Origin of the sequence: Nocardia sp. No.11 (assembly GCF_038752175.1) — a bacterium.
GTDB classification, from domain to species: domain Bacteria; phylum Actinomycetota; class Actinomycetes; order Mycobacteriales; family Mycobacteriaceae; genus Nocardia; species Nocardia canadensis.
This window is the reverse complement of record NZ_JBCGFB010000050.1, coordinates 1-13269: the sequence shown is the minus strand read 5'-3', so window position 1 is coordinate 13269 and position 13269 is coordinate 1. Positions and strand designations below refer to the sequence as shown.

Here is a 13269-nt window from a genome sequence, read left to right as displayed (position 1 = left end):
CCCTCCTAGTTCGGGTAGAATGTGATGTACGGTTCTCCATCGACCAGTCGTCCTGTGAAGATATCTATGCGGCGCCCATACCCCAGCTCTGACGATCCAATAGGTAGTGATCCTTGAATCCTACTACGCATGCGGGAGTTGATGTCTGATATTACATAGTCCCAGTCTGAGTATGCGTGAGACGTGCCCGCGGCGCGGCTTCCGACTACATTGATCTCCACTCCGCGAAGGTTCGCGGCATTTTGGATGCGTCGAGCATCGTTAGGAGAGATATTATCAATATGCCCACCGTTGCCGTAAGTGGGCTGCCTATATTCTGGCATCAGCCCGAGTGGATCAGACCATCTATTCGGGTTCCGCGGGTAGAGATACGGGTTTGGGGCGGGCCCGAGACCAAGGGGGTCCGAGGTGAGATATCGGGCGGTCTCGGGATCGTAGGTCCGGTAGTTATTGTAGTGTAGGTCGATTTCAGAGTCATGGTATTGGCCGGGATATCGGATGGGAATAGATGTGCCGACCCAATTGGTATGGCCCCAGAGGTGGTGAGTGGCGGTACCCTGTCGGTCTGCCGTGGTCGGGTCGATGAGTTGGATAGGCACACCAGAGATGTCGGTGACGATTACGGAGTAGACTGCCTCGGTCGGTGTTCGGGTGATCTGGGCTATGGCGCTGTGCGTGTTCGAAAGATATAGCCAGCGTGCGTATTCGTTGGTTGAGTTATCGTGTTGTTCGACGAGGTTACTTGCGTCGTAGGTGAATTCCGTACGCCGGATCTTCGTACGGGTGATGGCATCGTAGAGTTGTTTGGTAGTGCGGCGGCCGTTCGCATGGTAGGTGTAGATCCACCATTCGCCCTGAGGTGTGTAGACGTCGGTCAGTTGGTCGAACGCGTTGTAGCGATAATGCCAGACGTCTGGGTGGCGGGAGGTTCGCGTGGTTACCTTGCGGATCAGGCGGCCGGCGGGGTCGTAGTAGTAGTGGTTGCGCCCGTCGCGGACAAGGAGGTTGTTGTGATATTCGCGGCGGTCGATGCTGGCGATGGCCGTAGCTGAGGGTGGGGTGCTAGGGGAAGGGACTGGTGGGGTGAGGGCGGAGGTGATATTGGAGAGGGCGTCGTAGGTGTAGGCCTCGGAGAGGGCACCGTTGTCGGTGATGGTGGCGACGCGGCCGACCGGGTCGAGGTCATAGCGGCGGTGGTTGGGCGCGGTGTTGGGGCGGGTGGTGCTGTGGGTGGCCAGGAAGCCGTCCGGGCGGTAGGCGTATTCGTCGTGGCGGATGACGAAGGGATCTGGTCGTGGGGGTGTGTTGCCGAGGTCGAGGTTCAGGCCCATGGAGGGGAAGCCGGTGACGGTTTGGGTGGCGAGGTGGTTGGTGGGGGTGAAGGTGCGGTCGATCTGTACTTCGCCGATCCGCCAGCCGGTGAGGCGGCTGGTCGGGTCGTAGCTGAAGGTGATGCGTTCGCCGTCGGCGTCGAGGCTGGCGACGCGGTTGAGGGTGTCGTGGTTCCAGGTGGTGACGGCGCCGCTGGGGGTGGTTCGGCGGATGCGGCGGCTGCGGTGGTCGTAGTCGTTGCGCATCGGGGGCTGGTCGTCTAGTTGTTCGGTCGCGACCTGGCCGGTGGGGGTGTAGGTGAAGCGGAGGGTGTGGGTGATGGCTTCGGCGGTGCCGTTGACGGCGGTGAGGACGCGGCCCGCGGGGTCGTAGGTGTTGCGGATGTATTCGCCGGTGTCGGCGGTGATGTCGAGGAGGTTGCCGAGGTTGTCGTAGGTGTGGTGGCGGGTGACGCCGGTGGCCGGGGTGACCGTCGCGACCCGGCCCGTGGGGGTGTACGTGTAGCGGGTGGTGGCGCCGGTGTAGTCGGTTTCGGCTTCGAGGCGGCCGGCGAGGTCGTACTCGTAGGTCCAGCGTTGGCCGAGGGGGTTGATGACGGCGGTGAGGGCTCGTTCGGTGTTGTAGAGGTAGCGGTGGACCGAGCCGTCGGGGTCGGTGCGGGTGGCTACCTTGTCGAAGCCGCCGTAGGTGTATGACGTGACGTGGCCGGCTCGGTTGGTGTGGGTGAGGAGGTTGTTCTCTCCGTCGTAGGTCCAGGATTCGGAGTAGCCGTCGGGGTCGATGCGGCGGGCGGGCCGGCCCTCGGGTGTCCATTCGTAGCGGGTGACGGCGCCGAGCTGGTCGGTGACCTGGATGGGGCGGCCGAAGGCGTCACGGTGGATTTCGGTGGATGCGCCGTAGGGGTCGGTCACCTTGATCGGCAGGCCCGCGGGGTCGACGTCGATCTGGGTGCGGGCACCGTCGGGGTCGCGGATTTCGGCGACCGCGCCGCCTTCGTGGTGGCGGTACTCGGTTCGCGCGCCGGCGGGGTCGATGACCGCGACGAGGTTGCCTGCCTTGTCCCACTCGCGGTGCTGTGTCGTGCCGTCGGCGTTGGTGATGGTCGACGGGCGGTTGGGGTAGGCGTACTCGATGGTGATCTGGCGGCCGTCGGGGCGAATGATGGCCGCTACATCGCCGTCGGAGGTGTAGTTGTAAGTGGTTGTCGCGCCGTCCGGTTCGGTCACCGAGAGCGGCTTTCGGGCCGCGTTGTAGTCGATGTGCCGGTGGCCGCCGTCTGGTGCGCGGAGATCGCGCAGACGGAGGTCGCGGTCGAATCCGTAGCCCGTGACCGCGCCTCGGGAGTCGGTCATGCGGGTCAGACGGCCGGTGCCGTTGCCGAATTCCAGGTATTCGTATTCGGCGTCGAAGACTCCGTTGGTGCCGCGCTGGGAGACCACCCGACCGAATTCGTCGTAGGTGTTGGTGACCCAACTGCCGTTGGAATCGGTCCACGACAGCATGCGGTGCTCGTCGTCGTAGTCGAAGCGGGTGACGCCACCGATGCCGTTGGTGACGGTGGTCAGGTCGCCGTTGTCGTACGCGAATTCGCGGACCAGAGTCGAGCTTTCGACGCCGTCGAGCTCGCCGACGACGGACATCGCGGTGACCCTGCCATCGGCGGAGTCGAGGGCGACGCGATAGCCGCCGGAGTGGGTGACCTCGACCGGCTCGCCATTGTCGTTGTAGTGGAAGCGGATCCGGTTGTGGTGACGGTCGGTGATCGCGGAGATGGCGAAATTGCCGAGCAGCGTATCGAGACCGTCGAGCGTGGGTTCGGGGGCGAAATGCCAGACCAGTTCGCGATCCGGATCCCAGAGCCGGTACCCGCCGGTGTCGGTGCGCGTGAGTTTCCAGCGCTGTCCACCGGTGATCGGTTCGACCCCGACGCCGACTTCCGCGTGCGGATAGGCGAGCAGCATGCCGTCTTCGAAAACGACCGTGACGCAGTCGTCGTCGACGACGACGCGCATGTCCAGAGTGGCGGACCACGAAGGGCCGAACCAGCGGCCGAACCGGTAGTTGGAGTGGTGTGCTCGTTTGAGGGCCAGCCGCAGAACACCGGGGAGATCGATGTCTGTCAAGGGGAGGAGGAAATCGCCGGTGGCGATCTTGACCGGGTCGCCGGCCTTCGGTGTCTGGTCGTCGGTGGCGGTCTTCGCGGGTCCGTCGGTCTGGGCGTCGTCGCCCACACTCGGCTTTCCCTCTCCGCCTCGGTCATTGCCGTCCCGGTCGATCAGGGTGTCGGAATTGTGCGGGGCGCCGCCGTCGGGACCATTGTGCGCACCGGGCTGGGTATCGCCGTCGGTGTCACCCGGACGATTTCCTGCGTCGTCGGGGTGGGGGGCCGCGTTGTCGGGATCCGGGGATGTCGCTCCCGGCGAATCCGAATCGGGCTTGGGACCGTTGTCCGCATCGCCGTTGTGCGGAGTGCCATCCTCGCGCACGGGCGGCGCGTCGGGGTTCGTCCCAGCTCCCGGGTTATCCGGCGACGTCGCGGGTGACTCGGGTGAGCCGTCGCGGGGTACGGGCGCGCTGTCGTCGAGTTTCGGGGAATCCGGATCGTCGGCGCGCAGGTTGTCCGGTGATTCGGGACTGGCAGGGCCGGCCGGGTCGCCGTCTCGTGCAGGCACATCCGGGTCACCGCCGTGCCCGGCGGGGTTGGTCGGTGCTTCCGGGCCGGGGTTCGCCGCCGGGGCGTCGTTCGCCGGAGCCGCGGGGTTCTCGGGGGCATGGGCCGCGGGCTGGGTCTTGGGTGACTCTGCAACGTTGTGCGGCGCGTTTCGGGAAGCAGCACCGGCGGTGTCGTCGATGACATTGCGGCCCGCATTGCCGAGGCGCGCGGCCTCGGAAGCCTTGTCGACCACACTCGCGCCGGCTTTGGCGGCACCGCCGGCACCACCCGTCGCGACGGTCATCAGCGCGTCACCGGTCAGTGCGCCCAGCGCTTCGGACGGGTTGGTCTTGAACCCGGACAGCATGGCCGAGGCGGTCGCTTTGGGGTCGGCGGCGGCCAGCACCATGCCGGTGCCCAGGTCCGACATCTTCGACAGGTACTCGGCGGGATGGGTGACGTTGTAGGCGTCGATCGGTGAGATCGATCGCACGAACTGGACCATGCCGGTCAGTGAGGTCAGCAGGCCGGACGAGAAGTTCAGTTTCGCCTGGTCCAGTGCCGCGCCGAGGTCCTCGAAATTGCTGCCCCAGCGGGACAGGAATGGTGGTTCGGTGGGCGCGGTCTCGGTCGCCGCGGCGATCGCGGTCACGGCGGTGTTCGCGGCGTTGTCGCGTTGGGTGCGGGCGCCGGTCAGGATCGCGCGGGCCTCGTTGCGGAGATCGGTCCAGGTGTCGGTGAGGTTCTTGCCCTTGCGGTCCTCGTCGGATTTCGCGTTCCACTCGTTCTTGCGGTCGCGTTCCTCGCGGTCGGCGGCTTCCCACTTCGCGATGGCGTCGGAGGCTTTGGCTTGCGCGGCGGTGACCTCGGCCGACCAGGCGGCCAACGCGGTCTTGGCCTTGCCCATCGCGTCCGCGCCGTCCCACCACAACTTGGGCTGCTTGGAGTATTCGTCGTGGAAGGCGGAGGCCGCCGAACCCGACCAGTCGGCGACATCGATCTTGCGCAGCGCGTCGCCGGTCTGATCGATCGCGGTGCCGATGGTGCCAAGATGCTCGGCGACCTCGTTGATCTTGGCTACATCACCGCGGATCAGCTCCTTGGGATCGGTGGTCTCGCCGAGTTCCTTCTCGGGTACCGCCCCGCCGGTCGCATCGACGATCTTGTCGCCCAAGTCGTCGAGGAAGTTCGACAACCCATCGGCGCCAACGGCTTTCGCGACCTTGGACTCGGCATCGAGGACGGTGTTGTAGGCCTGGCCGGCCTTCTCGGTCGCGGTCTCCAGCCCGTCTTCGATCTTGTCGCCGAGGTCGTTGAGGAAATCCCCGATACCCATGAACTACTGCCCCCCGGCCTTCTGCCTGTCTTCGTTGATCTGGGTGACCTCGGCCGCCACGCCCGTGTCGAGGGAGTACGCCTTGTCCGGATTGGTCGCCAGATACTGCCCGACCTGGCCCAATGTCGATACGTTGTCACCCATGTGGGAAAACGCTTCGGAGAACGAGGCTCCGCTGTAGTTGGGATCGGCGGCGAGGTTCCAGGTGTTCTCGCTGAGGACCTGGTCCCAGGACTTCTTGTCGATCTCCTCATCGGTGAGGTGTGGATTACCGGCGAGGTGGGTGAACATCTCTTTGAGCGTGTTCGAGGCCTGCTGGTCCATCAGGTAGTAGCGGCCCGCGGACAGGTCGAGAACCTCGGCGATCGCGTTGCCGGATTGCACCAGCGCGCGGATGCCCCACGACCAGCGCTCGGTGAAGGTCTCGAACGTGGCCTGCACGTTCGCTTTTCCCGCTTCCATGGCCGACATCGTCAACTGCGAGAATCCTCGGCCGACCGCGCCGGTCTCGCCGACGCCCAGTTCCGAGAGCTCGCTGATGATGCTCGTGATGCCGGCCGCGGCCTGGTTCAACAGGGCCGGATCGACATTCAGGTCCGACATCAGCCGTGCCCGTGCCGGGTCGTCGATTCTTCGGATGCCGGCGGCGGGAAGACCATGGGTGCCGCGGAGAGCATGTCGATCGCGACGCCGGTCGGGGCCGTTCGAGCTGCGGCGAAATCACGCAGGCGGCTGCCGAGGAAAGTATGGAATCGGTATTCCTGCTCGGCGAGGACGCCGCGAGTCGTCAGGAAATGCGCGTATTCGGCGACGCCGGTGAAGGCGCACAACCACTGCAACCCACCGGATTCGAGTGTGTAGACCCGATCGTCGGGGCCGATCAACGGCACGAGCAGGGCCGAGGATTCGAAGGCTGCCGTCAGCTCGGCCGGTGCCCCGAAACCGGCGTAGAACGCGGCGATCTCCGAGCGTAATCGCCCCGAATCCACGTCGATGACACTCATGTCGGTTCCCCCATCCCCTGGTACCCCTGCGAGCCACCGTAGTGAACCGTGCAGGGATCGATCAAGGACGGGGCCGCGCACCGGGGTGCGCGGCCCGTCACATCACGGGAGGGGCGGGTTGGCGCTGTCGTCGCCGTCGAAGTCGACGGAGGAGTACTCGCGGAGCTTGGTGAGGCGGTGGTAGGCGTCGATCATGCGGACGGTGCCGGACTTGGAGCGCATGACGATCGACTGGGTGGAGGCGCCGCCGCCGAAGTAGCGGACGCCGCGCAGGAGGTCGCCGTCGGTGACGCCGGTGGCGCAGAAGAAGACGTTCTCGCCCGCGACCAGGTCGGTGGTGGACAGGACGCGGTCCAGGTCGTGGCCGGCGTCGATGGCCTTCTGGCGCTCCTCGTCGTCCTTGGGGGCGAGCATGCCCTGGAGTTCACCGCCGAGGCAGCGCAGCGCGGCGGCGGCGATGATGCCCTCGGGGGTGCCGCCGATGCCGACCAGGATGTCGACGCCGGACTCGGGGCGCGCGGCCGCGATGGCGCCGGCGACGTCACCGTCGGAGATGAGCCGGATGCGGGCGCCCGCGTCGCGGGTCTGCTGGATGATCTCGGCGTGGCGGGGGCGGTCCAGGATGCAGACCGTGAGGTCGGAGACCGAGGACCGCTTGGCCTTGGCGACGCGGCGGATGTTCTCGCCGATCGGGGCGGTGATGTCGATCGAACCGGCGGCGTCGGGGCCGACGGCGATCTTGTGCATGTAGAACACGGCCGACGGGTCGAACATCGCGCCGCGCTCGGCGACCGCGAGCACCGAGATGGCGCCGGGGGAGCCCTTCGACATCAGCGTGGTGCCGTCGATCGGGTCGACGGCGAAGTCGACGTCGGGACCGGTGCCGTCACCGACCGCCTCGCCGTTGTACAGCATCGGCGCTTCGTCCTTCTCGCCTTCGCCGATGACGACGACGCCCTTCATGGAGACGGAGCTGACGAGCTGGCGCATGGCGTCGACGGCCGCGCCGTCGCCACCTTCCTTGTCTCCGCGGCCGACCCAGCGGCCCGCTGCCATCGCGCCTGCCTCGGTGACTCGGACCAGCTCGAGTGCGAGGTTACGGTCGGGTGCCTCGCGGCGGCTGGGGGCGGGCGATGATGCCGTCATTGCGAAGTGCCTCCTTGGGCGTTGGTGTACGGGGGCAATTGTCGCATTAGGATCGGCACGCCCGTGCACGACCTGCGCTGCCCCGTCGGCGGCCTGGTCAGAGCCCGAGTGGATACTGGTAGCCGTGGCCCAGCAGAAGCACCGGATCTTCAACGACTACCGCGACCTGTTCTGGTCGCTGATTCCGCTGGTGCTGATCGCGATCGTGCTGGCGGGCGCGGCGAGCCAGTGCACGGTCGCGACGAATGGTCCGACGCAAGGTCAGGTGCCGCATTTCGACGTCGACGCGGCGCTGAAGTCCGATGCCAAGACCCTGCCGTTCGCGATCCGCAAGCCGGACCTGCCGCAGGACTGGGTGTCCAACTCGGGCAGCCGCGACACGATCGTCACCGCGGGCGGCGGCCCGGTCAGCACCGTCGGCTTCCTGACCCCGCAGGGCGCCTACATGCGGTACTCGCAGACCTCCGCTTCCGAGGAAGCCCTGTCCCGGCATGTGCTCGGCTCGCGCTACGCCACCGGCACCCAGGACGTCGACGGGCAGAAGTGGGTCGTCTACACCGAGCCGACCGAGGAGACCGCCTGGATCACCGATCTGGGCGGCGTCCGGATCCTGATCACCGGCGCGGGCAACGAGGCCGCGTTCACCACGCTGGCGCGGGCCATCACCGCCGCGCAGCCGCTGTCGAAGTAGCTCAGCGGCGGGAGGTGTCGCTGAGCCGATAGGTCCAGCCGGAGGTGGGCAGGGCCGTCGAGGTCGTGATGACATCGGTGGCGAGCACGTCGTCGACCTTGCCCTGGGCGAGCAGGCCGTGCGGGTCGAAGGCGCGTTTGGTCGCGATCTCCCGCGGTCCCCACGGCTTCATGCCGCCCGCGCCGAGCACCGGCGTGTGCGGGTTGGCGATCGAGAGCCCGGCCCGTTGCAACCGCTCGGTGATCGCGGCGAGTTGCGCCCGGCTCTCGTACTCGAACACCGGCGAGCCCTGGCAGGACAGGCCGCCGTCGATCCGCTTCATCTCCACGTGCAGCGGTCCGAGGTCGGCGAACTCGCGGTGCACCCGCACGATCGATTCGTAGAGGTCCGCGGGCGGGAACAGCGCCATCAACCCGGTGAGCTTCGGGTTGCGGCGCTGGTAGTGCAGCATCGAATGGCCCCAGGTGAACTCGTAGAGCGGCACGCCGTAGACGCCCTTGCCCTCGAGGCAGCGGTAGCGGATCTGCCCGCCGCACGCGTGCACCAGATCCTCCACGTTCGGCACCGACTGCACCGCGGCCAGCACCAGCACCATCGCCGCGCCGTCGGGGACCAGCCCGGCCAGGCCGGGGAAGTACTGCGGGAGCGGGTGCGCGTGCGGGGAGACGACCTTCTTGAGCACGCCGTCGCTGGTGCCCAGGTCGACCGAGAACCGGGCGGCCTGCTCGAATTCCGGGAACGAGATCACCAGCTCGTGCCATTCCCAGGCGGGCGCGACGGGAAGTTCGACCTCGGTGATGATGCCGTTGGCGCCGTAGGCGTGGTGCACGGTGTTGACCTCGCGGCCACGCAGCTCGACCAGTCGAGGCTGTTCCTCCACCGTCATCACCTCGAGCGCGGTGATATTGCCCGCGTCGCGCAGGATGCCCCACTGGCAGCTGCCGACACCCGCGTGGCCGCCGGCGATGTAGCCGCCGATCGTGGCCTGCTGGGCGGTCGACGGGTGCATGCGCAGCTCCCAGCCGGATGGGCGGATCGTCGCGTCGATGTCGGCGACGACGGTGCCCGTCAGCGCGCGCACGCTGCGGGGTGGCTGCCTGGCCCGGTCACCGTGCCAGCCGACGACACCGGCGATGGCGGTCACATCGATCACCGCGCCGCCGGACAGCGGCACGCCCTGACCGAACTGGCCCGATCCCGCGCCGCGCACCGTGATCGGGACCCGATGCCGCGCGCACGCCGCGACGGCGACGCGCAGTTCCTCCTTGGTGCGCGGGGCGATGAAGATCTCGGCATTGCGCCCGCGCAGCAGATCCCGCAGGACCGGGCTCTGGGCGAACCGGTCCCGGCTCTTGGTGCGCAGCCTGCGCGTGTCGACGGAATGGTCGACCGCGCCGAGTTCGGTGCGCAGTCGGGCCAGCGCTTCGGTGCGTGACATCGCGGTGCCTCCCAGTGCTGTCGAGACGTGCGCACCAGGGTGCCCGCACCGTGTTTCGTCGCCGTAAAGGCGGCGTTGCCCGGCTACTCGCTCGCGTCGTCGGCGTGCGAGATGGCGTCTTCGACGCGCTTGCGGGCGCCGGCCAGGTGCTGTTCGCAGCGGGTGGCCAGGGCCTCGCCGCGCTCCCAGAGGGCGAGTGAGTCGTCGAGATCGAGACCGCCCTGCTCGAGCATCTTGACCACGTTGACGAGTTCGTCTCGGGCGCGTTCGTAGCCGAAGGCGGCGATCTCGGCGAGGGTGTCGGTGGGCTCGGTTCCGGCGTCGGGCACGATCATTTCCCCTTGTCGTCGGTGGCGGGTGTCAGGCGCTGGGTGCCGAGCGCGGCGGCGGTGACCGCGCCGTCGGCGACGCGGATGCGGAGCTGGCTGCCCGCGGGGGCGTCCTCGATCGCGCGAACCACGTGACGTTCCGGTCCGGCGACGCGTTGCACGACAGCGTAGCCACGGGCCAGCGTCGCGGCCGGGCCGACGGCGGTGAGCTTCTCGCGCAGGTGCGCGGTGGCGGTCGACTCGGTGCGCAGCGTCTGCTCGACGGTTCGCCGGGCCGCGACCCGCAGCCGCTCCACCTCGTCGTGGCGGTGCCGCAGCTCGCGCAGGGGATCGGCGAGCACCGGCCGCGAACGCAACTGGGCGATGATGTGGGTCTCGCGTTGCACCCAGCCGCGCAGCGCGGCGGCCGAGCGGGCCCGCATCTCGCGCACACCGGCGAGTTCGGCGGCGGCGTCGGGGACGATCCGCTTGGCGGCGTCGGTCGGGGTCGCGGCGCGCACGTCGGCGACGAGATCGCTCAGCGGAGCGTCGGGTTCGTGCCCGATCGCGCTCACGATCGGGGTCTTCGCGGCCGCGATGGCCCGGCACAGCGCCTCGTCGGAGAACGGCAGCAGGTCCTCGGTGCTGCCACCGCCGCGGGCGAGCACGATCACGTCGACGGCCGGATCGCGATCCAGGGCGGCCAGCGCCTCCAGCATCTGCGGTACCGCCGTCGGCCCCTGCACCGCCGTGTTCTTCACGACGAAACGCACTGCGGGCCAGCGGGTCTGGGCGACGGTCAGCACATCGCGTTCGGCCGCGCTCGCGCGCCCGGTGATCAGCCCGACGGTGCCGGGCAGAAACGGCAACGGCCGCTTGAGTCGGGGATCGAAGAGCCCCTCGGCCGACAGCAGCGCCTTGAGTCGCTCGATCCGGGCGAGCAGTTCGCCGATGCCGACCGGCCGGATCTCGGTGACCCGCAGCGACAGCGTGCCCCGCCCGGTGAAGAACTGCAGCTTGCCGTAGACCACCACCCGGCTGCCCTCGGTGAGCGGAACGGGACTGCGCCGCAACAACTCCGGATCACACGTCACCGACAGCGACATATCCGCCGAGGTGTCGCGCAGCACCAGGAACGCTGTCCGGGTGCCGGGGCGCAGGCTGATCTGGGTGACCTGGCCCTCCACCCACACGCTGCCGAGCCGGTCGATCCACTGGGCGACCTTCACCGCGATCGAGCGCACCGGCCAGGGCTGGTCGGCCGAACTGCCCGGTGCGCCCTCGGCGGAGCCCGCCGGAGCGGAAGCGCCGGAGCCGTCCTCAGTCATACGTCAGGTATACGCGGCGCTACCGACACAAACAAAAGCGACCGCAACCGGCGCGTCGGCGCGGATTGCGGTCGCTGCGGAGGCGGGAGCGGCTACTGGGCCTGGACCGTCGCGATCCGGTTGGTCAGCATGGTGACGAACGGGGCGCGGGCGCGGGTCTGCTGCTCGAACGCCAGCAGCTGGGCCAGTTCCTCGACGGTCAGCATGCGCAGCCGGGCGCGCAGCTGGGCCAGCGTCATCGCCGGGTAGTCGTAGCGGATGGCGACCTCGGGGGCCTGCACCTCCGCGGGCTCCGGCTCGGCCGCGGGCTCCTCGGCGGGTTCCTCGGACTCGAGCACCAGCAGCGACGCGGGCGTGACCTTGCCGTTGGCCTGCTCGGCCGGGAGCTCCTCGGCGAACAGATCGAAGCGGCTGGCGTGGCCGTTGGTGGCCACGGTCGGCTCGGGCGCGACGTCCTCGTCGAAGGTGGCCCACGCGGGCTGCTCCTGCGGGGCCGAACCCAGACGTTCGAACAGGCCGTCGCCCTTGAGCGCGAGGCTGGTGACGAACTGCTGCACGTGCATGGTGGTCTGCAGCACGCGGCTCAGCGCGGTGATCGGGAAGTTGACCGCGGCGACGGGCAGCCGCCGGGTCTCTTCTAAGGCGTAGACAGCGGCACCGGCGGCGACCCGGGCCAGGTACGGAGGACGGAACATGGTCCCAGCCTGCCGCAAACCGCCTGTGATGCAAAGGTCCAGACCGCCCTGATGTGACTTTCGCCCCTCCATCCGCCCTGATCCCGCCCGCGCGGCGCACGTAAGCTGTGGACTATGACCTCGGCAATTCCCTTGAACGTCGGTATCACGCGCTCCGCGGGCGCGTCCGCTGCCGGTGGCAAGCGCGTGCTGCTGGCCGAGCCGCGCGGCTACTGCGCAGGCGTCGACCGCGCCGTCGAGACCGTGGAGAAGGCGCTGGAAAAGCACGGCGCGCCGATCTACGTACGCAAGGAGATCGTGCACAACCGGCACGTGGTGGAGACGCTACGTGAGCGCGGCGTCGTCTTCGTCGACGAGACCGACGAGGTGCCCGAGGGCGCGCTGGTCGTGTTCTCCGCCCACGGTGTCGCGCCGATCGTGCACGAGACCGCCGCCGAGCGGAACCTGCGGACCATCGACGCCACCTGCCCGCTGGTCACCAAGGTGCACCAGGAGGCCAAGCGCTTCGCCCGCGACGACTACGACATCCTGCTGATCGGCCACGAAGGCCACGAGGAGGTCGAGGGCACCGCGGGCGAGGCACCCGAGCACGTGCAGCTGGTCGACGGTCCCGACTCGGTGGACAAGGTCACCGTGCGTGATCCGTCGAAGGTGATCTGGCTCTCGCAGACCACGCTGTCGGTCGACGAGACCATGGAGACGGTCCAGCGGCTGCGCGAACGCTTCCCGACGCTGCAGGATCCGCCCAGCGACGACATCTGCTACGCCACCTCCAACCGGCAGACCGCGGTGAAAGCGATGGCGCCCGAATGCGATCTGGTGATCGTGGTCGGCTCGCGCAACTCCTCCAACTCGGTGCGGCTGGTCGAGGTCGCCCTCGGCGCCGGCGCGCGGGCCGCGTACCTGGTCGACTACGCCCGCGAGGTCGACCTCGCCTGGCTCGAGGGTGTGCGCACGATCGGCATCACCTCGGGCGCGTCGGTCCCGGAGATCCTGGTGACCGGTGTCCTCGATCTGCTGGCCGAGCACGGCTTCGGCGAGGTGCAGCCGGTGACCACGGCCAACGAGACCCTGGTGTTCGCGCTGCCGCGTGAGCTGCGCGCGTCGCGTCGCGACGCCGCGACCCAGGGCTGACCCGAGGACCGATAGACAAAAGGAATCCCCCGTCGCGTGGTCGCGGCGGGGGATTCCTCTCTACTCACACGTTGTCGGGCCTGCGCCGTTCGGTGCGGCCGGTGTCGGCGCGATCGCGGTAGCGCACCGTGGGCTGGGGGTGCGGCTGCGGGTCGGGCCTGCGTCGGGGGGTGCGCGCGGGTTCGGCCTCGCGCGGGGCGGCGT

At 68.4% G+C, this 13269-nt stretch carries 10 protein-coding genes; 2 read left to right on the top strand and 8 right to left on the bottom strand.

Annotated elements, in window-relative coordinates; translation table 11 throughout:
- Positions 1-5: 5 nt before the first annotated feature.
- The 4 genes from V8688_RS17195 to glpX form a co-directional block, all read right to left on the bottom strand.
- Positions 6-5321: a putative T7SS-secreted protein gene (locus tag V8688_RS17195; protein ID WP_342801211.1), complete on the bottom strand. Its 5316-nt coding sequence runs from the start codon at positions 5319-5321 to the stop codon at positions 6-8.
- A 3-nt stretch (positions 5322-5324) separates the two neighbouring features.
- Positions 5325-5924, bottom strand: a complete 600-nt coding sequence (locus tag V8688_RS17190; RefSeq protein ID WP_342801210.1) for a hypothetical protein — start codon at positions 5922-5924, stop codon at positions 5325-5327.
- On the bottom strand, positions 5924-6325 hold the full coding sequence (locus V8688_RS17185; protein WP_342801209.1) for a hypothetical protein: 402 nt from the start codon (positions 6323-6325) through the stop codon (positions 5924-5926). Before V8688_RS17185 ends, V8688_RS17190 begins: the two co-directional genes overlap by 1 nt.
- A 102-nt stretch (positions 6326-6427) precedes the next feature.
- Positions 6428-7471 (bottom strand): class II fructose-bisphosphatase, encoded by a 1044-nt coding sequence (gene glpX, locus V8688_RS17180; RefSeq protein WP_218719566.1) that lies wholly within the window; start codon positions 7469-7471, stop codon positions 6428-6430.
- Positions 7472-7595: 124 nt separating this feature from the next.
- Here glpX and V8688_RS17175 point away from each other — a divergent pair, with 124 nt between their 5' ends.
- A complete protein-coding gene (locus V8688_RS17175; RefSeq protein WP_218719567.1) occupies positions 7596-8162 on the top strand; it encodes a DUF4245 domain-containing protein in 567 nt (188 codons plus the stop codon).
- Between the two features lies 1 nt (position 8163).
- On the opposite strand, the gene V8688_RS17170 is transcribed toward V8688_RS17175, so the two are convergent.
- From V8688_RS17170 to V8688_RS17155, 4 genes are all read right to left on the bottom strand, one after another.
- Positions 8164-9600, bottom strand: coding sequence for an FAD-binding oxidoreductase (locus V8688_RS17170; protein WP_218719568.1), 1437 nt, complete (start codon positions 9598-9600; stop codon positions 8164-8166).
- Between the two features lie 83 nt (positions 9601-9683).
- On the bottom strand, positions 9684-9935 hold the full coding sequence (locus V8688_RS17165) for an exodeoxyribonuclease VII small subunit (protein WP_218719569.1): 252 nt from the start codon (positions 9933-9935) through the stop codon (positions 9684-9686).
- Positions 9932-11236 (bottom strand): exodeoxyribonuclease VII large subunit, encoded by a 1305-nt coding sequence (gene xseA, locus V8688_RS17160; protein WP_316575998.1) that lies wholly within the window; start codon positions 11234-11236, stop codon positions 9932-9934. The genes V8688_RS17165 and xseA overlap by 4 nt, the downstream gene beginning before the upstream one ends.
- Before the next feature lie 92 nt (positions 11237-11328).
- Positions 11329-11931 (bottom strand): lipid droplet-associated protein, encoded by a 603-nt coding sequence (locus V8688_RS17155; protein WP_218719571.1) that lies wholly within the window; start codon positions 11929-11931, stop codon positions 11329-11331.
- 114 nt (positions 11932-12045) lie between these two features.
- Between V8688_RS17155 and V8688_RS17150 the strand changes: the two genes are divergently transcribed.
- Positions 12046-13065, top strand: coding sequence for a 4-hydroxy-3-methylbut-2-enyl diphosphate reductase (locus V8688_RS17150; protein ID WP_218719572.1), 1020 nt, complete (start codon positions 12046-12048; stop codon positions 13063-13065).
- Positions 13066-13269 lie beyond the last annotated feature (204 nt).